The organism is Pseudomonas sp. Marseille-Q1929, assembly GCF_017316265.1.
Classification (GTDB): domain Bacteria; phylum Pseudomonadota; class Gammaproteobacteria; order Pseudomonadales; family Pseudomonadaceae; genus Aquipseudomonas.
In genome coordinates, this window is the sequence record NZ_JAFLWU010000009.1 from 148394 (window position 1) to 170818 (window position 22425).

At 61.9% G+C, this 22425-nt stretch carries 16 protein-coding genes; 8 read left to right on the forward strand and 8 right to left on the reverse strand.

Translation table 11 applies throughout. From position 1 onward, the window contains the following. The first annotated feature begins 15 nt into the window (after window positions 1–15). Complete coding sequence (locus J1G37_RS13135) at window positions 16–1428, forward strand: lipase (RefSeq protein WP_207042238.1); 1413 nt, start codon at window positions 16–18, stop codon at window positions 1426–1428. A 135-nt stretch (window positions 1429–1563) separates the two neighbouring features. Here the strand turns inward: J1G37_RS13135 and J1G37_RS13140 are convergent, their stop codons facing one another. Further along, window positions 1564–1788: a YgdI/YgdR family lipoprotein gene (locus J1G37_RS13140; RefSeq protein WP_207042239.1), complete on the reverse strand. Its 225-nt coding sequence runs from the start codon at window positions 1786–1788 to the stop codon at window positions 1564–1566. A 188-nt stretch (window positions 1789–1976) separates the two neighbouring features. Here J1G37_RS13140 and J1G37_RS13145 point away from each other — a divergent pair, with 188 nt between their 5' ends. The 3 genes from J1G37_RS13145 to J1G37_RS13155 all read left to right on the forward strand — a co-directional run bounded on the left by J1G37_RS13145 (window position 1977) and on the right by J1G37_RS13155 (window position 6886). Then, a complete protein-coding gene (locus tag J1G37_RS13145; RefSeq protein ID WP_207042241.1) occupies window positions 1977–3620 on the forward strand; it encodes a VRR-NUC domain-containing protein in 1644 nt (547 codons plus the stop codon). Continuing rightward, window positions 3617–5872, forward strand: coding sequence for an ATP-dependent DNA helicase (locus tag J1G37_RS13150; protein ID WP_207042243.1), 2256 nt, complete (start codon window positions 3617–3619; stop codon window positions 5870–5872). The genes J1G37_RS13145 and J1G37_RS13150 overlap by 4 nt, the downstream gene beginning before the upstream one ends. An 81-nt stretch (window positions 5873–5953) precedes the next feature. Continuing rightward, the gene (locus J1G37_RS13155) at window positions 5954–6886 is read left to right on the forward strand and encodes an alpha/beta hydrolase (RefSeq protein ID WP_207042244.1); all 933 of its coding nucleotides are present in this window, start codon (window positions 5954–5956) and stop codon (window positions 6884–6886) included. Here the strand turns inward: J1G37_RS13155 and J1G37_RS13160 are convergent. Then, window positions 6849–8315, reverse strand: a complete 1467-nt coding sequence (locus J1G37_RS13160; protein WP_207042245.1) for a HAMP domain-containing sensor histidine kinase — start codon at window positions 8313–8315, stop codon at window positions 6849–6851. The two genes, J1G37_RS13155 and J1G37_RS13160, sit on opposite strands and share 38 nt — an antisense overlap. Beyond that, on the reverse strand, window positions 8312–9022 hold the full coding sequence (locus J1G37_RS13165) for a response regulator transcription factor (protein WP_207042246.1): 711 nt from the start codon (window positions 9020–9022) through the stop codon (window positions 8312–8314). The genes J1G37_RS13160 and J1G37_RS13165 overlap by 4 nt, the downstream gene beginning before the upstream one ends. Window positions 9023–9163: 141 nt before the next feature. Here J1G37_RS13165 and msrB point away from each other — a divergent pair, with 141 nt between their 5' ends. The 3 genes from msrB (at window position 9164) to msrA (ending at window position 12240) form a co-directional block, all read left to right on the forward strand. Then, the gene (gene msrB, locus J1G37_RS13170) at window positions 9164–9664 is read left to right on the forward strand and encodes a peptide-methionine (R)-S-oxide reductase MsrB (RefSeq protein WP_207042247.1); all 501 of its coding nucleotides are present in this window, start codon (window positions 9164–9166) and stop codon (window positions 9662–9664) included. A 32-nt stretch (window positions 9665–9696) separates the two neighbouring features. After that, a complete protein-coding gene (locus J1G37_RS13175; RefSeq protein WP_207042248.1) occupies window positions 9697–11400 on the forward strand; it encodes a cytochrome c biogenesis protein DipZ in 1704 nt (567 codons plus the stop codon). A gap of 147 nt (window positions 11401–11547) precedes the next feature. Beyond that, window positions 11548–12240 (forward strand): peptide-methionine (S)-S-oxide reductase MsrA, encoded by a 693-nt coding sequence (msrA, locus tag J1G37_RS13180; RefSeq protein ID WP_207042249.1) that lies wholly within the window; start codon window positions 11548–11550, stop codon window positions 12238–12240. Here msrA and J1G37_RS13185 read toward each other — a convergent pair whose 3' ends face one another. The 3 genes from J1G37_RS13185 to J1G37_RS13195 form a co-directional block, all read right to left on the reverse strand. Beyond that, a complete protein-coding gene (locus J1G37_RS13185) occupies window positions 12241–12669 on the reverse strand; it encodes a nuclear transport factor 2 family protein (protein WP_207042250.1) in 429 nt (142 codons plus the stop codon). 109 nt (window positions 12670–12778) lie between these two features. Then, window positions 12779–13729: an alpha-E domain-containing protein gene (locus J1G37_RS13190; protein ID WP_207042251.1), complete on the reverse strand. Its 951-nt coding sequence runs from the start codon at window positions 13727–13729 to the stop codon at window positions 12779–12781. 2 nt (window positions 13730–13731) lie between these two features. After that, on the reverse strand, window positions 13732–15141 hold the full coding sequence (locus J1G37_RS13195; RefSeq protein ID WP_207042253.1) for a circularly permuted type 2 ATP-grasp protein: 1410 nt from the start codon (window positions 15139–15141) through the stop codon (window positions 13732–13734). A gap of 333 nt (window positions 15142–15474) precedes the next feature. Between J1G37_RS13195 and J1G37_RS13200 the strand changes: the two genes are divergently transcribed. Next, window positions 15475–16020 (forward strand): hypothetical protein, encoded by a 546-nt coding sequence (locus J1G37_RS13200; protein WP_207042255.1) that lies wholly within the window; start codon window positions 15475–15477, stop codon window positions 16018–16020. A 124-nt stretch (window positions 16021–16144) separates the two neighbouring features. On the opposite strand, the gene J1G37_RS13205 is transcribed toward J1G37_RS13200, so the two are convergent. Both J1G37_RS13205 and J1G37_RS13210 read right to left on the reverse strand, forming a co-directional pair. Beyond that, window positions 16145–21007, reverse strand: coding sequence for a glycosyltransferase (locus J1G37_RS13205; RefSeq protein ID WP_242551564.1), 4863 nt, complete (start codon window positions 21005–21007; stop codon window positions 16145–16147). Window positions 21008–21183: 176 nt separating this feature from the next. Then, window positions 21184–22422: an EAL domain-containing response regulator gene (locus tag J1G37_RS13210; RefSeq protein WP_207042257.1), complete on the reverse strand. Its 1239-nt coding sequence runs from the start codon at window positions 22420–22422 to the stop codon at window positions 21184–21186. Window positions 22423–22425: the final 3 nt, after the last annotated feature.

Here is a 22425-nt window from a genome sequence, read left to right on the forward strand (position 1 = left end):
AAGAGAGGCACTACGATGGGTATTTTTGACTATAAAAACCTCGGGGTAGAGGGTTCCAAGGCGTTGTTCGCCGACGCCATGGCAATCACCTTGTACAGCTATCACAACCTGGATAACGGCTTTGCCGTGGGTTACCAGCACAACGGCCTGGGCTGGGGGCTACCGGCCACACTGGTCGGTGCGCTGCTCGGTGGCACAGATTCCCAAGGGGTTATCCCTGGCATCCCGTGGAACCCGGATTCGGAAAAAGCCGCCCTGGACGCGGTGCAGAAAGCCGGTTGGACGCCCATCAGTGCAAGCACCCTGGGTTACGCCGGCAAGGTCGATGCGCGCGGTACGTTCTTTGGCGAAAAAGCCGGCTACACCAGCGCCCAAGTGGAGGTGCTGGGCAAGTACGATGACGCCGGCAAGTTGCTGGAGATCGGCATCGGCTTTCGCGGCACCTCCGGGCCCCGGGAAAGCCTGATCAGCGATTCCATCGGCGACTTGGTCAGCGACCTCATGGCCGCGCTGGGCCCCAAGGACTATGCGAAGAACTACAGCGGCGAAGCGTTCGGCACCTTGCTCAAACACGTTGCCGACTACGCCGGCGCCCACGGCCTCAGCGGCAAGGACGTGGTGGTCAGCGGCCACAGCCTGGGCGGCTTGGCGGTCAATAGCATGGCCGATCTGAGCGGCAACAAATGGTCGGGCTTCTACCAGGACGCCAACTACGTAGCCTACGCCTCGCCGACCCAGAGCAGCAGCGACAAGGTGCTCAATATCGGCTACGAGAACGACCCGGTGTTTCGTGCGCTGGATGGTTCAGCGTTCAACCTGGCGTCCCTCGGCGTGCATGACACTCCTCATGCCTCCACCACCGACAACATCGTCAGCTTCAACGACCACTACGCCTCGACCCTGTGGAATGTGTTGCCGTTTTCCATTGCCAACCTGCCGACCTGGATCTCCCATCTGCCGACCGGTTATGGCGACGGCCTGACGCGTGTCCTTGAATCGGGCTTCTATGAGCAGATGACCCGCGACTCCACGGTGATTGTCGCCAACCTGTCCGACCCGGCCCGTGCGACGACCTGGGTACAAGACCTCAACCGCAACGCCGAGCCCCACAAAGGCAACACCTTCATCATCGGCAGTGACGGCAACGACCTGATCCAGGGCGGCAAAGGCGCGGACTTTATCGAGGGTGGCAAGGGCAATGACACGATCCGTGACAACAGCGGGCACAACACGTTTCTGTTCAGCGGGCAGTTTGGGCAGGATCGGGTGATTGGCTATCAGCCGACGGACAGGCTGGTGTTCAAGGAGGTGCAGGGCAGTGTGGTGTACCGCGAGCAGGGTGGGGATACGGTGATCAGTGTCGGTTCGGATTCGGTGACGCTGGTCGGCGTGCACGGCTTTACGGGGGAGGGGATTGTGATCAGCTAAATGTTGAAATGCAGTCCAAATGTGGGAGCTGGCTTGCCTGCGATGCAGACGCCTCGGTTTTTCAGTTGAATCGAGGTGATGCCATCGCAGGCAAGCCAGCTCCCACATTTTTGAATTGCACTCGGCGCCAGAGAGTTACTTTTCCTTGATAACCGTGGCCACATCCGCCGCCTTCACGCGCACGCGCTTGCCGGCAATATCAGTGAATTCGTAGAAACCATCGGCGGAGTTGGTTTTCGGCAGGTCCTTGGTCAAATACTGCGTGCCATTTTGCAATGTCACCACCGTTTGCGTCGCGCAACCGGCCAATACCAGAAAAGTGAGTGCAACCAGTGGCAGACCCAAATTCTTCATGCTCATAACCCTTACCTATCAACCCTGAAAAGTCCCGCGCTAAAGGCTGCGGGGCACAAATTTTACGCCATCGGCTCACCCATCAGATCACTTTTATACAAAAAGTTGCGTGCGCCATTTATCTATTACCGATTGCAACAAGCCATCGGCAGCGGCACTCTGTATGCATAACCAGTATTTGACCCCTGTGCGCCATGGCCAACCCCCTCGAAGACCCGCTTTATTACCTACAAAACTTCCGTCAGGTCCTGCAATGGCTGGGGCAACGCTATGCCGACCTGCTCGACCCGGACGAAACGCAGTTCATTCAGCAATTTGACAGCTTGCCGCAAGCGTCCCAGGCCTTGCTGGTGCGCATGGTCATGCGCAAGGGCGTGCATTTCCGTGCGGGCAAACTCAATTACCTGGAAATCGGTTGTACCCGTGCAGCAGCTGAGCCGTTGTTGCGCTTGGGGTGGATCGACGAGCACTGCCCGCTGAGTTTTGACGCGCTGTTCGCCTTGCTGCAAAAAGGCGAGATCCTCGCGGCGTTCAAGCCATGGCTCGACAATCCGAAGGGCAACAAGTCCGATTGGCTGGAAGGCTTGGCGACGCAATTCCCCGACAGCCGCAGTTTTGCCGCCTGGTGCCCGGAACTGCCCGACACGCTGTACAGCCTCAGCGTGATGGACCTGTGCGACCGCCTGCGCCTGATGTTTTTCGGCAACCTGTATCAGGACTGGTCCGAGTTCGTGCTGGCCGACCTGGGCATCTATACCTACGAAAAAGTGAGGATCTGCGCTGAATCCCGGGGGTTACGCAGCCGGGATGACGTGCAGGGGTTTCTGTTCCTGCATGCGTGTCAGCAAGCCTTCGAGGCCGGTGAACCGATTGACGATGTACGGGCGCGCATCGCCACCCTGAGCACCGACAACCCCTGGCTGGAACGGCGCCGGGCCAAGCTCGCGTTCCAGCTCGGGCAGCATTGCGAGCGCCTCGCCGAGTTGACCCTGGCCGCACAGATCTACCGCACCTGCGCCTATCCCGGCGCCCGTGCGCGGCTGATCCGCGTGCTGGAGCGCCAGGAGGACTACGCCCAGGCCATGGAACTGGCGAACGCGGCGCAACAGGCGCCGGAAAGTCCTGCCGAGCTCCAACACCTGCTGCGGGTGCTGCCACGCCTGCGGCGTAAACTGGGGGCGCCGGCGTTGCCCAAGGTCAAGCCGCACGAGGTCAGCCGCCTGGACCTGGCGTTGCCGCAGCCGCTGGAGTCGGTGGAAACCTGTGTGCAGCTGCACCTGAGCACGCCCGAGGCGCCGGTGCATTACGTCGAGAACGGCCTGATCAACTCGTTGTTTGGCCTGCTGTGCTGGGAGGCCATCTTCGCGCCGCTGCCGGGCTCGTTTTTCCACCCGTTCCAACGCGGGCCGGTGGACTTGCACAGCGAAGACTTCCACTCGCGGCGCGCCGCATTGTTCGCTGCCTGTTTCGAACAACTGGCGGATGAACGCTACAAAACCACGATCCGCCAACGCTACGTGGACAAATGGGGCATCCAGTCGCCCTTCGTGTTCTGGAACCTGCTCAGCGAAGACCTGTTGGAGCAGGCGCTCGCCTGCTTGCCCGCCGCCCACCTGCGCCACTGGTTCGACCGGCTGTTGCTGGACATCCGCGCCAACCGCGCCGGCATGCCGGATCTGATCCAGTTCTGGCCCGCGCAAAACACCTACCGCATGATCGAGGTCAAGGGCCCCGGCGACCGCCTGCAGGACAACCAACTGCGCTGGCTGGAATTCTGCGCGCAACACCAGATGCCGGTCACCGTCTGCTACGTGCGCTGGGCGGAGCCTGCGCTTTGAGCTACAGCGTGGCCGTGCGGGCGCTGTGTGAGTTCACGGCCAAGGTCGGCGACCTCGACCTGCGCTTTACCCCGTCGCCCAGTGCCCAGGAAGGTATCGTCGGCCATCGCACCGTTGCCTCGCGGCGCAGTGCGCATTACCAGAATGAAGTGGCCCTGGAGGGTGAGTACCAACAGCTCAAGGTGCGGGGCAGGGCAGACGGCTATGACCCGGATACCAATCGCCTGGAAGAAGTGAAGACCTATCGCGGCGACCTCGACGCCCAGCCCGCCAACCATCGCCAACTGCACTGGGCCCAGGCCAAGGTGTACGGCTGGCTGCTGTGCCAGAAACTCGGGCTGGCCCAGATCAACCTGGCGCTGGTGTACTTCGATATCGTCGGCGAAGGCGAGACCGTGCTCAGCCAAAGTGCCCAGGCGACGGAGCTGGAGGTGTTCTTCAACCAGCAGTGCGCGCTGTTCCTCGGGTGGGCCGAGCGGGAAATGCAGCATCGCGATGGGCGCAACCGCGCGGCGCAAAGCCTGGGTTTCCCCCACGCTGGCTTTCGTACGGGCCAGCGTGCCCTGGCCGAGACGGTGTACAAGGCTGTCACCACCGGCCGCTGCCTGATGGCCCAGGCGCCCACCGGCATCGGCAAGACCATCGGCACGATCTTCCCGCTGCTCAAGGCCCTGGCGCCGCAGCAACTGGACAAGGTGTTCTTCCTCACCGCCAAGACTCCAGGGCGCAAGCTCGCCCTCGACGCCGCCAGCGTGCTGCACCGCAGCAGCCCCGATTTGCCCCTGCGCGTGCTGGAACTGGTGGCCCGCGACAAAGCCTGCGAACACCTGGACAAAGCCTGCCACGGCGACTCGTGCCCGTTGGCCAAAGGCTTCTACGATCGCCTGCCCGCCGCGCGCGCCGCCGCCGCCCAGGTGCGCCTGCTCGACCAGCGCAGCCTGCGCGACGTGGCCCTGGCCCACAGCGTGTGCCCGTATTACCTGAGCCAGGAAATGGCGCGATGGGCCGACCTGGTGGTCGCCGACTACAACTACTACTTCGACTTCGGCGCCATGCTGTTCGGCCTCGCCCAGCTCAACCAGTGGCGTGCGGCCGTGTTGGTGGACGAGGCCCACAACCTGGTGGAGCGCGCCCGCGCGATGTACAGCGCCAGCCTCGACCAGTACAGCCTCAAGACCCTGCGCGACACGGCGCCCGAACCGCTGAAGAAACCCCTGCAACGCCTGAACCGCGAATGGAATGCGCTGCACAAGGATCAGCTCGCGCCCTACCAGGCCTATGCCGCCCGCCCGGAAAAACTCCTGCAAGCCCTCAGCCTGTGCACCAGCGCCCTGGGCGACTACTTCAACGATCACCCCGAAGCCCTTAGCGGCGAGCTGCAAACCTTCTACTTCGAAGCCCTGCAATTTGCCAAGGTCGCCGAGCTGTTCAACGAACACTTCATCTTCGACATCAGCAAGCGCCAGCTCAACGGCAAGCGCAGCAGCTCAACCCTGTGCCTGCGCAATGTGGTGCCAGCCGAATTTATCCGCCCGCGCTTGACCGCCGCCCGCAGTAGCGTGCTGTTTTCCGCGACCCTCAGCCCCCGGCATTACTACGCCGACCTGCTGGGGCTGCCACCCGACACGGCGTGGATCGACGTGGAGTCGCCGTTCCAGGCGGAGCAATTGCAGGTGCGGATTGTCGATGCGATCTCTACGCGATTCGTGCACCGCCAGGCGTCGCTGGAACCCATCGTCGCGTTGATCGCCCAGCAGTTCGCGCAACGGCCAGGCAACTACCTGGCGTTTTTCTCCAGCTTTGATTACCTGCAACAGGTCGCGCAATTGCTCGCCGAGCGCCACCCGCAGATTCCGCTGTGGCAACAATCACGGGGCATGGCCGAGGCCGAGCGCCAGGCCTTTCTTGACCAGTTCACCGAGCACAGCCAAGGCATCGGTTTCGCGGTGCTCGGCGGCGCCTTTGGTGAAGGCATCGACCTGCCCGGGGCGCGGTTGATCGGTGCGTTCATTGCCACCCTGGGCTTGCCGCAACTGAACCCGGTCAACGAGCAGATGAAGCTGCGCATGGCCGCGATCTTTGGCGCCGGCTATGACTACACCTATCTGTATCCGGGGCTGCAAAAAGTCGTGCAGGCCGCCGGCCGGGTGATCCGCAGCCAGCAGGACGAGGGCGTGGTGATGCTGATCGACGACCGCTTCGGCGAGGCGCGGGTGCGGCAACTGTTGCCCCGCTGGTGGGCGGTGGAGTGAGGCATTCCCGGTATCAATGATGCTGGCATCGCCGCTGACAATCCTCCACGCTGGGTGAAAACCTCTACACAGGGCCCGCCCATGCGCCAGCAACTGATCCCCGTCAACGGCATTACGCTGAGTGTGCACATCGCCGGCCCCGAGCACGGCCAGCCGGTCTGGTTGCTGCACGGCTTCCCGGAGTGTTGGCACTCCTGGCGTTTTCAGGTCCCGGCGCTGGTGGCGGCGGGTTATCGGGTGTTTGTTCCGGAAATGCGGGGTTATGGCCAATCCAGTGCGCCCGCCGAAATTGCCGACTATGACTTGCTGACCCTGTGCGCCGATATCCAGCAAGCCATGGACCATTTCGGCCACAGCCAAGTTGTGATGGTCGGCCATGACTGGGGCGCCGTGGTGGCCTGGCACCTGGCGTTGCTCGAGCCTGAGCGCGTGACGCGGCTGATCACGCTGTCGGTGCCGTTCGCCGGCCGCGCGCGGCGGCCGGTGATTGAAATCATGCGCGAGCTGTACGCCGACCGCTTCAATTACATCCTGTATTTCCAGGAACCCGGCGTCGCCGAGCAGGAACTGGACGCCGATATCGAACGCACCCTGCGCCTGTTCATGCAGGATCAGGATGTGTTTTTGCAGCAGAAACCCGCCAACGCCCGCTTGCTTGACGGCGTTGCCGCCCCCGGCGCATTGCCGTCGTGGTGTACCCGCGCGGACCTCGATGTGTACGTGCAAACCTTTGCCGAACAGGGCTTTCGTGGCGCGCTGAACTGGTATCGCAACTTCCCACGCAACTGGCAGCGCAGCGAGTCCCTGGCCGGCCAGCAGGTGCTGCAACCCACGCTGTTCCTGATTGGCGACCGCGACCCGGTCGGCGTGTTTGAAGCCCACACCCTCAAGCGCATGCCGGACGCCGTGCCCGATCTGGAGCAACACGTATTGCCCAATTGCGGTCACTGGATCCAGAACGAGCAAGGGCAACAGGTCAACGGCTTGATGCTTGCCTTTCTAGGGAGAACGTAAACGTCGCGCCGTGCCCAGGGCGCTCCACCAGGCGGATACTGCGCCCATGCAATTGCAGGATGCGGTGCACGATGCGCAGGCCCAGGCCGCCATCGCGGCGCGCGCCGCCAATGGTGAAGGCGCGCAGGAACAAGCCCTCGCGCAACTCGGGATCAATCCCCGGGCCACTGTCGCTGACCGTCACGGCGACACCCTCGGCGCCCGGCGCGAGGATCACTTCGACTTCGCCGTTGAGCGGCGTGTGGCGCAGGGCGTTGTCCAGCAGGTTGGTGAGCACCCGCTCGATCAACCCGAGGTCGGCCAGCACCGTCGGCACCTGCGGTGGCAGGGTGGCCGTGAGGGTAATGGCGCGGGCTTCGGCGCTCAGTTCGAATTTCTGGAACACGTCCTGCACCAGGTCCGGCAGGGAAAACCCTTCGATCACCGGCTGCACAAAACCGTGCTCCAGGCGCACCAGCTCCAGCAGGGATTGGGCGAGGCCGCCGACCTTGCGGCTCTGGTCCAGGGCGATGCCCAGGTAGCGCCGGCGGTCTTCGGGGCTGAGGCTGGCGTCCTTGAGGGACAGGGTTTCCAGATAGCCGTGCAGCGACGCCAGCGGGGTGCGCAGGTCATGGGAGATGTTCGCCACCATGTCCCGGCGTTCCTGGTCCTGGTGGGTGAGGGCACGCCACTGTTCACCGAGGCGGTTCTCCATTTGCACGAAGGCGTGGTCGAGCACGGCGATTTCGTCACCGCTGTGCAGCGGCGCGGTGGCCGGCTCCGGGGTTTTCGGCGCGCCGTTGATATCGAACTGCGCCACTTTGTCGGTCAATTGGCGCAACGGGCGGGTGATCCAGGCAAAGGCGATCAAGCCCGCCATCAGGCACAGCAACGCCACCAGGCCGATGGACCACAGCGCGATCTTCAGCGCCATGCCGGTCGCGTCCTTGGCATCGAACACATCGTGGGCCTCACCCAACAGCACCACATACAGGAAACCGGTCTGCTTGCCATTGGCCTTGAGCGGCGCAGCGCTGAACACCTTGCGTCCCTCGACGCTGCGCGGGTCATCGCCGAGGATCGGCAGCATGGCGCCGCTGAGGAAGCGCCGCACCGGCGCCAGGTCGACGCGGTCGCGCAACAAGTGGCCGCTGGGTGCGGCATTGCCGACCACACGACCGTCGATGTCGAGCAGGTACACCTCGACGCTCGGGTTCACCAGCATCAACTGGCTGAACAGCATGCGCACCGCCTCGGGCTTGAGGCCATCGGCGTCCATCAGTTGCGTGTCACGGGCGATGTGCGCCGCGAGATCGCGGGACAAACCTTGTACGACTTCCAGTTCGTGCATGCGGTTGGAGCGCACTTGCAGCCACGCCGAGGTGCCGCTGCAGATCAGCAGCAACACGGCGAACACCACTGACAGGCGCTGGGTCAGGGTCAGCTTCATGGCGCGGTCTCGGCAAATTTGTAGCCACGGCCCCACACCGTGAGGATGCGCGCCGGGTTGCCCGGGTCGGTCTCGACCTTGGCGCGCAGGCGGTTGATATGGGTGTTCACCGTGTGTTCATAGCCCTCATGGCTGTAGCCCCACACGGCGTTGAGCAAGTCCATGCGCGAAAACACCTTGCCTGGCTGGCGCGCGAAGAAATACAGCAGGTCGAACTCACGCGGCGTGAGGTCCAGGCGCTGGCCTAGCAGGGTCACGTCGCGGGTCAGCGGGTTGATGAACAGCTGGCCGAGGTCGAGGCTGCCGGCGTCCATCTTCAGGTTGCGTGCCATGGCGTCCACCCGGCGCAGCAACGCCTTGACCCGCGCCACCAGCTCCGGCATCGAGAACGGCTTGGCCAGGTAATCGTCCGCGCCCAGCTCCAGGCCGAGGATGCGGTGCAGCTCGCTGGAACGCGCACTGGTGATGATGATCGGCGTGTAGCGCGTCATGGCGCGGGCGCGCCGGCAGATCTCCAGGCCATCCACGCCAGGGAGCATCAGGTCGAGGATCAGCGCATCCCAGCCGCCTTGCTCCAGCAGGCGCAGGCCCTCGTTGCCGTCGGCGCTGTGCACCACGTCAAACTGCTCGTCACGCAGGTGCAGGCAGATCAAGTCGGCGATATGGGCATCGTCCTCGACCACCAGGACACGTTTGGGCTGATCCATGTAAGCGAAACCTTGGCTTGTAGTCGGCGCATTGTGCGGCTTTTGCCTCAGTGTAGTTATCACGAATTGTTTAACTCTGCGTGAGGATTTGGCGACCGGCCGGGGGGCAGGATGGCGTCAACGCTTTTTGAGGAGAACTCCATGTACTCACGCAGACACATCCTGCTGGCCGGCGGTGGCCTGGGTGTCGCCGTGCTCGCCGGTGGCTTGCTGAAGCAGCTCAACCTGGTCAGCGAAGCCGAAGCGGCCGAGACTTTCGACATCAGCCACACCGACGCCGAGTGGCGCAGCCTGCTAAGCGCCGAGCAATACGCCGTGCTGCGCGAGGAGGGCACCGAGCGCCCTTACAGCAGCAAGCTTAACGATGAGCACCGCGTCGGCACCTTTGCCTGCGCCGGTTGCGCGTTGGCGCTGTTCTCGTCCACCACCAAGTTCGACAGCCATACCGGCTGGCCGAGTTTCTGGCAGCCGCTGGACAACGCAGTCGCCAGCCGTACCGACCGTTCTTTCGGCATGGCACGCAACGAAATCCATTGCCGCCGTTGCGGCGGTCACCAAGGGCACGTGTTCGATGACGGCCCACCACCCACTGGCCTGCGCTATTGCATGAATGGCGCGGCCATGACGTTCACGGCGGCGTAAGCCAATGTCTCTTTCTTATAAGGTCTTATCCCATGTGGCTTCTGCTTCTCGCGTATCTGGGCGGCGTGCTGACCATCGTCAGTCCGTGCATCCTGCCGGTTCTGCCTTTTGTCTTCGCTCGCACCGGGCAGCCGTTTTTGCGCAGTGGCTTGCCGCTGTTGGCGGGGATGGCGGTGACATTTGCCCTGGTGGCCACGCTGGCCGCGGTGGGCGGCGGCTGGGTGGTGCAAGTCAATCAATACGGGCGCTGGCTCGCGTTGCTCTGCGTGGCGCTGTTTGGGCTCACGCTGCTGCTGCCGCAACTGTCGGAACGCCTGACGCGGCCGCTGGTGGCCGCCGGCAGTCGCTTGTCGGAAGCCGCCGGGGCCGACGCCAAGCCGCGTGCGGGCGCCTCGTTCCTGATCGGCGTGGCCACCGGGTTGCTCTGGGCGCCGTGCGCCGGGCCAATCCTCGGCCTGCTGCTGACCGGCGCCGCGCTGCAGGGCGCCAATATCGGCACTACCTTGCTGTTGCTGGCCTACGCCGCCGGTGCGGCGACGTCCCTGGCGCTGGCGTTGCTGGTCGGCGGTAAAGTCTTTGGCTTGATGAAGAAGTCCCTGGGCGCCGGTGAGTGGCTGCGTCGCGGCCTTGGCGCACTGATGCTGGCCGGTGTGGCAGCGATTGCCCTGGGCCTCGACACTGGCGTGCTGTCGCGCTTGTCGACAGCGTCCACCGGTGGCCTGGAACAAAGCCTGGTGGACCGCTTGAGTGCCAAACCGCCAGCACAGGGTGGGGCGATGATGATGGCGGCCAACCACAACAGTGATTCGCTGCCGATCGAAGGCGCGCTGCCGCCATTGGACGGCGCCGTGCAATGGCTCAACAGCGCGCCGCTGAGCGCCGAGGCCCTCAAGGGCAAAGTGGTGCTGGTGGATTTCTGGACCTACTCCTGCATCAACTGCCTGCGCACCCTGCCTTACGTCAAAGCCTGGGCCGAGAAATACCGTGACCAGGGCCTGGTGGTGATTGGCGTGCACGCCCCGGAGTTTGCCTTTGAACGGGACGTGGGCAATGTCACCCAGGCCATGAAAGACCTGGGGATTACCTACCCGGTGGCCATCGACAACAACTACAAGATCTGGCACGCCTTCAATAACCAGTACTGGCCGGCGCATTACTTTGCCGATGCCAACGGGCAGATTCGCTATCACCACTTTGGCGAGGGCGACTATGCCGAGTCGGAGCGGGTGATCCAGCAACTGCTACGCGAAGCCGGGGCGCAAAACGTTGCGGGCGGCTTGATCGACGTGAATGCCAAGGGCGTGCAACAGGCGCCGGACCTGAACACCGTGCAGTCGCCGGAAACCTATCTGGGCGCGCAGCGCGCCGAGAACTTCGTCAAGTCCGGCCCGCTGGCGTTGAACAACTGGACCCTGGAAGGCCAATGGAACGTGGGCGGCCAGCAAGTCACCCTGGAGCAGGTCGGCGGGCGCATCGTCTACCGCTTCCACGCCCGTGACTTGCATTTGGTGCTGGCGCCTGGCGCGGATGGCAAGCCGGTGCGCTTCAAGGTCACGGTCGACGGCCAGGCCCCAGGCGACGCCCATGGCACGGATGTGGCGCCGGATGGCACGGGTACGGTGACTGAACAGCGCTTGTACCAACTGGTGCGCCAGCCGGGTGAGGTGCAGGACCGTACTTTCAGCATTGAGTTTCTGGACCCGAATGTGGCGGCGTATGCCTTTACCTTCGGCTGATGTGATAACCCCAATCCCTGTGGGCGCTGGCTTTTGTGGGAGCTGGCTTGCCTGCGATGCAGGCACCTCGGTATGTCAGTGAGACCGAGGCGATGCTATCGCAGGCAAGCCAGCTCCCACAGTTGACCGTGTTCTGGAGTGAGATCTATGAAAATCTTGAGATGTTTACCGGTGTTGGTCTTGGTTGCCTTTATCGGCCAGGCCCAGGCCTTTTCCTTTGGCTCTTCCGACGATGCCGTCGTCATCGCACCACCCGCCCTGGACCTGCCGGCCTCGGCCAACCTGCAAACGGCCGTGTTTGCGGGCGGCTGCTTCTGGGGCGTACAAGGGGTGTTCCAGCATGTGCAGGGCGTCACAAACGCAGTGTCCGGCTATGACGGCGGCGCGGCGGGCACGGCGCAGTACGAGTCTGTCAGTGCGGGCGATACCGGCCATGCTGAGGCGGTTTCCGTCACCTATGACCCGAGCAAAATCAGCTACGGAAAGCTGTTGCAGATCTACTTCTCGGTGGCCCACAACCCCACTGAACTCAACCGCCAGGGCCCGGATACCGGCACGCAGTACCGCTCGGCGATCTTTGCGCAGAATGCCGAGCAGCAAAAAATCGCCCAGGCCTATATCGCGCAACTGGAGGCGGCCAAATCCTTCGACAAGCCCATCGTGACCAGGATCGAGATGGGCACGACGTTCTACCCGGCGGAGTCCTATCATCAGGACTTCCTCACACAGAACCCGTCGTACCCCTACATCGTGATCAACGACTTGCCGAAAGTGGCGCAGTTGCAAAAGCTGTTTGCCGATCAATACCGTGCCGAGCCGGTGCTGGTGAAAAACCAGTAGTCAGCCCTTGGCCTTGGCCAGGTAGGGCGCCAGGCGCCGGCCCATTTCCTCACCCAGGGCTTGCAGCCCGCTCAAGGGGCGGATCATCACTTCAAACTCGATGATCTGCCCTTGTTCATTGAAACGGATCAGGTCGATGCCCTTGAGCTGCTTGTCGCCGACCCGGGCGCTGAATTCCAGTACAACGCTCAGGCCATCGGCACTTGCCAGTTCGCGGTGATAGGCGAAGTCCTCAAAGACGTTGATCACGGTGTTGAGGATCAGCGCCACCACGGGGGCGCCAGGGTAGGGCGTATGGGCCATCGGTGAACGGAACACGGCGTCGGGCGCCAGCAGTTCGGGGAGGGCGGTGAGATCGCGGCTCGCCAGCATCGTGTGCCAGCGTTGCAGGCTGTGGGTGGCAGCCGGGTTGAGGGGCAGTGCGGTCATGGGGAGTACCTCTTCTTATGGTTGGGAAGGCATTTCACCTGCCCAACATAAGAGCGGTACTCCAACAGGGTCAATCACCCTAAGTGACAGATAAGTGGCCGCAGCGCACTTACACCACCTCCAGGTAGGAACTATGAATCGCCCGCGCCAGCTCGCGTACGGTGTCGATGAAGTCGGTCAGCCGGCTGTGTAAACCGTCCTCCAGAATCTCGTCGATCCCGGTATACCGCAGCCGCGCTTCGAACTCCGCTGCCAAGCGTTGCGCGGTACGCCCATAACTGCCGGGCAAGTCGGCGAGGATGTGGCTCAACTCCTCGATACACGCATGCAACGAGCGCGGCACGTCGCTGCGCAACAACAGCAGTTCGGACACGGAGCGCGCATTCAGCGCGTTCGGGTACAGCTCGGTATACGCCTCGAACGACGACAACGCGCGGAGCAGGGCGCTCCACTGGTAGTAGCCACGCGCCGAGACGTCGCTGACTTCCTCCGACTCTTCGCCAAACATTTCGTAGCGTGCATCCAGCAGGCGCAGGGTGTTGTCGGCGCGCTCGACAAAAGTGCCCAGGCGGATAAACCGGTAGGCGTCGTTGCGCATGATGGTCCCCGACGTGGCGCCACGGAACAGGTGCGAGCGTTGCTTGACCCAATCACAGAAGTGGCTGATGCCATGCCGCGCCAGGCCGCCTGCAGCGATGCTGCGCATTTCCAGCCAGGTGGCGTTGAGGTTTTCCCACATGTCGGCGGTGATGCGCCCGCGTACCGCATGGGCATTGCCGCGGGCGGCGCGCAGGCAGTTGTAGATGCTTGCCGGGTTTTCCTCGTCGAGGGCGAAGAAGTGCAGCATACGTTCGGCATCCAGTTGTTTGTGGCGTTCGAGGTAGCTGTCGAGGGTGCCGCTGCTGAGCAGCGACATCGCCAGTTCATCCAGGCCATCGCTGCGCCCGGATTGGGGCATCAGCGACAGCGAATAGCTGACTTCGAGCATGCGCGCGAGGTTCTCGGCGCGCTCCAGGTAACGGGACATCCAGTACAGATCTGCGGCGGTTCTACTCAACATAATCAGCCCTCCACCACCCAGGTGTCCTTGGTTCCGCCGCCTTGCGACGAGTTGACGATCAGCGAGCCTTCACGCAAGGCCACGCGCGTGAGGCCACCGGGCACCAGGCGGGTTTCCTTGCCCGACAACACGAACGGCCGCAGGTCGATATGCCGGGGGGCGATGCCGTTTTCGACAAAGGTCGGGCAGGTGGACAGGCTCAACGTGGGTTGGGCGATATACGCGTGGGGACGGGCCTTGATGCGTTGGCGGAAGTCCTCGATCTCGGCCGCGCTGGATGCCGGGCCCACCAGCATGCCGTAGCCACCGGAGCCCTGGGTTTCCTTGACCACCAGTTCCGGCAGGTGCGCCAGTACGTGGGACAGCTCATCGGGCTTGCGGCACTGGAAGGTCGGTACGTTCTGCAACACCGGTTCTTCGTCGAGGTAGAAGCGGATCATCTCCGGCACATAGGGGTAGATCGACTTGTCGTCGGCCACGCCGGTGCCGATGGCATTGGCCAGCACCACGTTGCCCGCGCAGTAGGCGGCGACCAGGCCGGGCACGCCGAGCATCGATTCGGGGTTGAACGCCTGCGGGTCGAGGAACGCGTCGTCGATGCGCCGGTAGATCACATCCACGGCCTTGGGGCCGTCGGTGGTGCGCATGAACACCTTGAGGTCGTGCACGAACAGGTCGGCGCCTTCCACCAGTTCCACGCCCATTTCCCGGGCGAGGAAGGCGTGTTCAAAGAACGCGCTGTTGAAGCGGCCAGGGGTGAGCACCACGACGTTGGGGTTGTCCAGGCGGCTGGAGCTTTTCAGGGTCTTGAGCAGCAGGTTGGGGTAGTGGTCCACCGGCGCGATGCGCTGCTTGGCAAACACTTCGGGGAACAGGCGCATCATCATCTTGCGGTCTTCGAGCATGTAGCTCACGCCGCTGGGGGTGCGCAGGTTGTCTTCGAGCACGTAATAGGTGCCGTCGCCGTCGCGTACCAGGTCTACGCCGGAGATGTGGGAGTAGATGTCGCGGTGCAGGTCGAGGCCGACCATGGCCTTCTGGTAACCCTCGTTGCCCAGCACCTGCTCGGGGGGAATGATCCCGGCCTTGATGATGCGCTGGTCGTGGTAGATGTCGGCGAGGAACATGTTCAAGGCAGTGACGCGCTGGATGCAGCCGCGTTCGATCACGCTCCACTCACTGGCGGGGATGCTGCGGGGGATGATGTCGAAGGGGATCAGGCGCTCGGTGTCCTGCTCGTCGCCATACAGGGTGAAGGTGATCCCGGCGCGGTGAAACAGCAAGTCGGCTTCGCGGCGACGCTGGGCCAGCAGTTCCGGTGGCGTGTTGGCCAGCCAGCGGGAGAATTCCTGATAATGCGCACGGCACACGCCGTTTGCGTCATTCATTTCATCGAAGAAAGATCGAGCCATTCCAGTACCTTGTCAGTGCCGAGGGACGCTTGGGTGGCACTGCCGCTTTGAAAAACGCATGTTTTTATGAGCCCGTGGCTAAGGGTGCCACTGGGCCTGGTCCTTACTTTCTTATGGGATCGGCTCTGGGTCGGGGGGTAACGAACGCTCCTGTGTGCGGGCAGTGATGAAGGGCTAAAGCAATGCTTGTGCCGAACCCCCCAAACCTGGCGTTCGCAGGCACTCTCGACACAGTTGCACGCGCGTGCTGCTTCAGATTGGTGCATGAACAAACTTGAACTTCACATCCCGCCCCATCTTCTAACCTCACTCGACTCTTCTTGGAGCACCGCCGTGCCCAGAATCATCTCGCCTCAGTCCCCGGAAACGGCCCTGACCGACCACAGTGAACACAACGCCAAGATCTTCGGCTCGCCCAAGGACCGCCTGGACTTCTACCGGCGCGAGATCCAGTACGAAACCACCATCCTGGCCAACCGCACCGACGCCTACCTCACCGCGCAATCCTTCCTGGTCATCGCCTTCGTCTCGGGCATGGGCAACCTCAACCCCGAGTGGGGCAAGCTGTTCACCCTGGTGGTGCCGGTGTTCCTGGTCTTGCTCGGCATCTTCAGCTCGCTGAACGCCTGGCCGGGGATTCGCGCGGCGTACGACATCATCGACCACTGGCACTACAAGCAAAGCGAACTGCTGCGCAGCGAACCCGTGATGGGCCTGGCGTATGACGATTCGCCGCTGTTCTGCGAGACCGAGTCGTCCCATAAGGGCTATCGCAAGTCGCTGCTATTCTCTATGCGTGCGCCGTGGTTATTCATGGTGTTCTGGTTGTTGCTGGGGGCGTATGCGTTTTATATCCAAGTGGATAACCCTGGTTCATAGAGGTGCCGGTCATGTCGGATGAACGCGAGGAAGAACGGGACGAGGAACTCAACGACCCCGGTAACGAAGACCCGGGGTCGTTGATGGATGATGCTCAGGTTCCGCTCAAGGAGGGCGAGCTGCATCAGGAGTCGAGCCAGGAATGCTCGGCGCCAATCTTGACGTTGAACCGGTGATGAAGCGGCAAGTAATGCTCCTTCAGTTTTTCTAGCTGCTTGCCCAGTGTGTCAGGCGGGACGATGCCGCTGCGCAGATAGGACTGGCGCACATCGTTTTCAATGTTGACGATCGGGCCCTGCGGGACGAGTTTTGACCCGACTACCTTGTTCTCTTTGGTCAGCCCGTCAAAGCCCAAGTCGTACATGTCAGGACGCTTGAGCTTGAGGTTGTCGTTGAACAGTGTCGGGCCGACCGTTTCAAAAATCTTGTTTTCGTACGCTTTGAACTCGGGTGTGTACTGCACGACACCGTCGGCGCCCCTGGCCGCGGTCGGTCGGTTCGCCATGAAATAGGCCTTGTTGGCAGCAAAGCGCTTTTTCATCTCGGTGATCATGTCGCTAATCACCGGATTGTTTGCCTGCGTGCCGAAATTGCTGGTGTTGTAGAAAGGCTTGTAGTTGCTGAGGCTATGACCAACCGGCCGGTTGAGCAGCACATCATGGGCGCCCGCATTCACTACCTCGGCGCCGATTTTTGCCTGAATCACATCATCGGTATCCAGATAGATCCCGCCGTATTTATTGGCGATGGGGTAGCGAGCAACATCTGAGGCCGCCGCCAGGTTTTTCCCTTGCCCTTGCCGGAAGTAATCGTACATTCCGTCGTTTTTCAATTGTTTGAAGATGTCATCTTCGTGAAGGTTCCTTACCTCAAGGCCTGGGACCTTGCTTTCCAATTTCTGCTTTATCTGTTGAAACAGGATAGGGGTGTCAGCATCCACGTGCAGGATGGAGGTGTACCCGGGGGCCTGGGCCGCATTGTTGGCGATGTTGTCCGCCAGCTTGGTGGGGATGTCCTGACCCGCCCAAAAATAGTGAAGGTTCTTGGGTATAGGTTTTGCACTGCTCGGGATTTTCACCGCCGACGGCGCTATGACATCCACAAACGCATAGTGATGCGCGTCGGTTTTTTTAGCTTTCAGGAACTCGCTGAACGGTCCGCGCTGCCATTTGCCTTTGCCGGTTCGCCAGAAGTACTGGTGATTGAGCGCATCGACCCCGGTTGAAACATCGGCCGCTTTCCACGCCCCCGCCGTGCTGTCGAAGATGACGTTATGATCCATGCCCTGGTAGTTGAGCTTGAAGGGTGTTGTCGAGTTTTCCACGGTCTTGATGTCGTCCATCGGCACGACATAGGTGCTGTCCCCCAGCTTCCAGCGCGTGGTGGAGTCGCTTGCGCCACCTTGCAGGCGCGGGGACCTGCTCGAAGGCTCCCATCCAGAAGTACCCAGATCCCTGACGGCAATATCAGGGCCGGTGCCCTTGGGGTGTCGGATGATGCGCTGGCCGTCCTTGAGCCGGGACTCATACAACACGCCGTCGATCTTCACATATTCCTTCTGGCTGCGGCCCACGTACACATTGCCTTGCAAACCCTTGGTCGAGAGTTCATCCGGGGCAATGTACTTGGCTTCATAACCCAGCAGTTCCGTGTCCAGGGGCCTGACCTCGCCGCCGACGGCAACCCGGCTAGGCGTGAAGTCTTTCAGGGGCGGGCCGAAGGGTTGCTTCGTGATTGCGTCGTAACGGTGCCAATTGCCCTGGAACATGACGGCGGTGCCTTCGACCGCTTTGTGCCCATCCTTGAACGCACCACTGGCCGCCAGGCCGTGTTGCCGGCTGGCGCTTGCCACTTCATCAGCGCTGCCGATCGCTTGCAAACTGTCGGTAGCGGCGGCACCCGGGGCGTCAGCGACGAAGTTGTCCAGCGCTTTGCCATAGGCCTGCTGGGTGCGTGGGTCCACGGCGTACCACTTGCCTGCCGCCTCGTCGAATTTGGCCAGGGCTTTGCTTTCAGTCGTGGTGTTGATTGCCTTGTAGGTGCCTTCGGCGATGTCCGGCCGTTTGGCCAGCTTAAGCAGATTGCCGCTGTGATGGTACCGCAGAGACTTGATGCCCCTGTACCCCCCCTTGAGCACGTTTGCCGTGCCGGTGAGTGCGCCACGCAACACATCATCCACGCCGCCCACTGGATTCAGCGCGCCCAGCCCGGCGCGCCCGACGATCTTGAGGGTATGCCCGACCTTGGCGAGCGCGGAAGCCCCGGTGGCCGCCGCTTTCGCGCCTTTGAGCCCGGCGCCGAAGCCGACGAGGAAGCCGAATATATCCCATGATAAATCCCCCACCCCCTTGATAATGTCGCCCTTTTGGAAGTTGACGATAGCCGACCTGAATGGAATGAGGTTGAGGCCGAACTCTGCCAACTTTTTATAGGTTGGTACTTCGGTATCAAATGTGGTTTGCCCCTTGGCCGAGGTTTTCACCCCGGGCAGATCCATGTCCTGGAGGATGGCGTCTGCAAGATAGGCGGTTCTCGAGCTGGTGAAGCTGTCAGGGATACCGGCGGCGCCTTTGGACTCCTCGGTCAGTCCGGCGGGGTACTGGCCCTCGGGGGTGATGACCTTGAATTCGTTAAAGGGCCGCGATTCCTTGTAATAAGGCTGCCCGGTCTTGAAGTCGCCCAGGTCCGGACGCTGAGTGATGGTGCCGCGCAGGCGGTCGAGTTGATAGGTATGGACCTGGCCATCGCGCTCGATCTTGATTTGCACGCAACCTTCAGTGGTTTTGTTGCGCTCACTGGCGGTGACACCGCCCCATTCATAATGGACTTCCTTGGCGATTGTGATTTTGCCGAACTCGAAGTTCTGACGATCTGCCAAGGGCAGTTTCGAAACCATGTGCTTTACGTGCGCGGCAGTTGCCGTCTTGATCGCACGCGAATAAGCCGAAAACGCCGTATTGAACGTCTCGGACAGGCGCGGCAATTGTTCAAGCTTTGGCATGATGGCGTTGATATCCAATGCCGCCGAAGACGAAACCCAGGCACCCGGCCTGCCGTCATCGGGTAAGTCCACCTCTCCAAATGTTAAATGCCGCACCAGGCTTCTGCCCGTTTCTCCCCAGCTGTCCGCAGAATCAGGTGCCTTCGGAATGCCCCGACCGTCGATGTACAAATCCAGTATCGAATAGGGCCCTGGAAAATGCAGGTTGGAGGGCTGGACGCTGATGCATTTTTCTTCGAAGAGCTTCGGGTCCAGGTCCGGCAGCGCCTTTTTCAACTGCTCCAGTGCCATGCCCTTGGCAGTCGGCATCTCTGCCATGGAGTCCAGGGAAGCCCTCTGGAGTTCGTCGACTTGGGCTGAGAATGCCTCGCGCACGTCTTTCAACGCAGCGTCGGTGGTTGGGTACGGCCTGCCATTGGCGACTGCCCACTCCTTGATCGCTGCACTCTGGGCGACAAACTCAATGCGTTGTTCTTCGTCGTTGATGGGCGCGATGCTCGCCTGGAGCATCACTTGGGCGTAGGTCATTGTCGCTGTCGCCCCAGGGGCGAGTGCTTCGATACGGGCGACAGCGGTGGTGAAGCTGACCCAGCTGTGGGTGCCCACGGTCAGATCCTGCGGAATGTCCTTGACCAGAAACTCCGGTGCCCGGCTGGACAGCATTAGCGTGGCTTGAATAGCGGCCTGCTCAGGCGACGAACCCTTGCCGGCCATGGCCAGCTCGGCTGTCAATTCACTCAATACCGTCGTGGCGGTCTTGCCTGCATTCTGTGGGGATACCAACGCGTAACCCGCAATGACGGTTGGCCCGGTTCCCGGGGCGGCCTCTGCCGGTCCGGACGGGTCCAGTGTCAGCGCCGCCAGCAACCAGTCGTTGGCACTGCCTTTGACCGAACGCGCCTCGAATTGCGCCTGAATCGCCTGGCCTAATGCCTGGCCTTTGGGTGACGCGATCAAGCGATCGATCGTACGCCTGCGCTCAGCGGCGCTTGAAGGACGCACTGGTGCGCCATCGAGTAAGTATTCCAACACGCTCGTGGAGGGATGGAGGTCAATCTCGCCGATCTTGCCCCGCAGGATATCGGCGCTCAATTGTTGCGTACTCGCGGTATCCAGCGGCACGGGCCATGCCCGCGCGCCGCCGTAGTTGCCGTTGGCGGGTGCCTTGGGGAAGGGGGTTAGCAACGCGCTGACGAGATTGTCCAATTGATCGAGGGTGCTAGGGAGGTGCCAGCCCTGGTCTTCGATAAATTGCTTCAAGCTCACGCTGTTGTGGTCGCCGGCGTTGGCCAATCGGTAAGTGCCGGCGCTGTCTATATAGACAACACGGGTGTTCAACTCGTGGGGGATGTCGGACTCACTCCGAGTGCCTTCTCTGACAAAGTCTGCCAGGTGCCGTACATCGAAAGCCGCCTGGTAGCGATTGCGGATATCGGCCAGTTGCCCCTGTTGTTCGGCTAACCGTTCCTCACTGTGGCGGTTGTCTTGCGCAGAAAAGAGCGGCGATGCCTTGTAAAAATGTTTCATCAAATTGAACGGAGCGCTATTGGCAGTGGCTGACAACGGCGGGGCAAACGTGATGGCGGTATCGTCGGCCACAATGATGCGGGCGGCCTCCAGGACCGGGCCGCTGACGGCTGCCCAGCCCGGGTCGTCGAGGCCTACCTTATGAATCAGTTGCCCTGGCTCTGATTTGACCGTGAACGCGATCTGGCCTGACGCTGGGTTAAGGGTTATCGAGTCGGGCCTTATGCCTTTGTCTTGCATCCACTGCTGGACATCCGGGGACTGAAACGCTTGCCCCAGTTGCTTCCACCATTGCCCGAAGGTCGAATTGGCGGGGATGGGAGCGCGCGTGGGGTCGGTTTGGGGCGGCGTATCAGCCGCACGCCGCTGCGGGGCGGGCTGTGCCTGAAGTTTGTCGGAGGGGATTGGGTGGTGGGAGGTCGCACGGCTTGAATGGATCATCGTGGTATCGCTCGTCATGTGATTGGCAGGTTGATCACGGAGGCATTGGCCGCCTCTCGGATAAATCTGTGTGTCACATGCGCGTTGGATGATTCCGGTCACGGGCTTCTTTTGGGTTGCCGCTTATATCCGGACCGATTCGAAGCCCCCATCACCGGAGGGGCGTTGGACCCAGAGTCAGCTGGCGCGTCCAGTTAGACGCTGCGCTTTCCCCGAAACCATCGCTCCAGCGCCGCCACCGGCAGCGGCTGGCTGAACAGGTACCCCTGTAGCTGATCGCAGCCAGCCTCTTTCAAAAACGCCAACTGCGCTGGTGTTTCCACCCCTTCGGCCACAGCGCGCAGGCCCAGGCTGTGGGCCAGTTCGATGATGGTCCGGGCAATCGCTGCGTCCTGAGGGTTGCTGGTGACTTCGCGGACAAACGCGATATCGATCTTCAAGGTGTCCAGGGGAAAGCGCCGCAGATAAGCGAGGCTGGAGTAGCCGGTGCCAAAATCATCAATGGCAATCTTCACCCCCATCTCGCGCAGGCGTTGCAGGCTGCTGATGGTGTGCGGGGTGTTTTCCATCAGTGAGCTTTCGGTGAGTTCAACCTCCAGCCAGTGGGGTTCTACCCCGGCTTCGGCCAATAGCTGGCCGATATCGGTGATCAGGTCGCCTTCGATCAATTGATGGCCGGACACATTCACCGACACTTCCAAGGCGCCTATGTCCGAATGTTGCCATTGCGCGATTTGCTTGCACGCCTGTTCGATCACCCAGCGCCCCACGAGGACGATTAACCCCAAGCGTTCCAGGATCGGCACAAATACCCCGGGCGACACTGCACCATAACCGGGGCGCTCCCAGCGCAGCAGCGCCTCCACGCCACTGATCCGGCCGTTGGCCAAATCCAGCTTGGGCTGGTAGTGCAGCGTGAATTCACGCGCAGTCACCGCCTGGCGCAAGGCGTTTTCCAGGTCGAGCAATGCCAGGTCGTGAACGCTCATCTTCGCCGTTTCGCTGCCGCGCTCGCGCAGTTGCTGTTCGAGCATCAGGCTATGGCTTTTCAGCTGGTCGCCATAGGCCTTCAGACGCAGCAGGTTGCGCACCCGCAGCCACAACTCGACGCGCTCCACGGGTTTGCTGATGAACTCTTCGGCACCGGTTTGCAGGCCACTGAGGCGCGCACTGGGTTCGCTCAACGCCGAGAGCATGATGATCGGGATATTGGCCGTGGCCGGGTTGCCCTTGAGTTGGTTGGCCACTTCAAAACCGTCCATGCCGGGCATCATGATGTCCAGCAGGATCAGGTCCGGCGGCTGCTCTGCGACCAGGGCCAGGGCTTCCTCGCCGGAGCCGACGCTGAGGGTGTGGTAGCCCTCGTACTGCAACAGCGTTTCCAACAGCTTGCGCACCTGGGGTTCATCATCGACGATCAGCAGCGTAGCCATAGT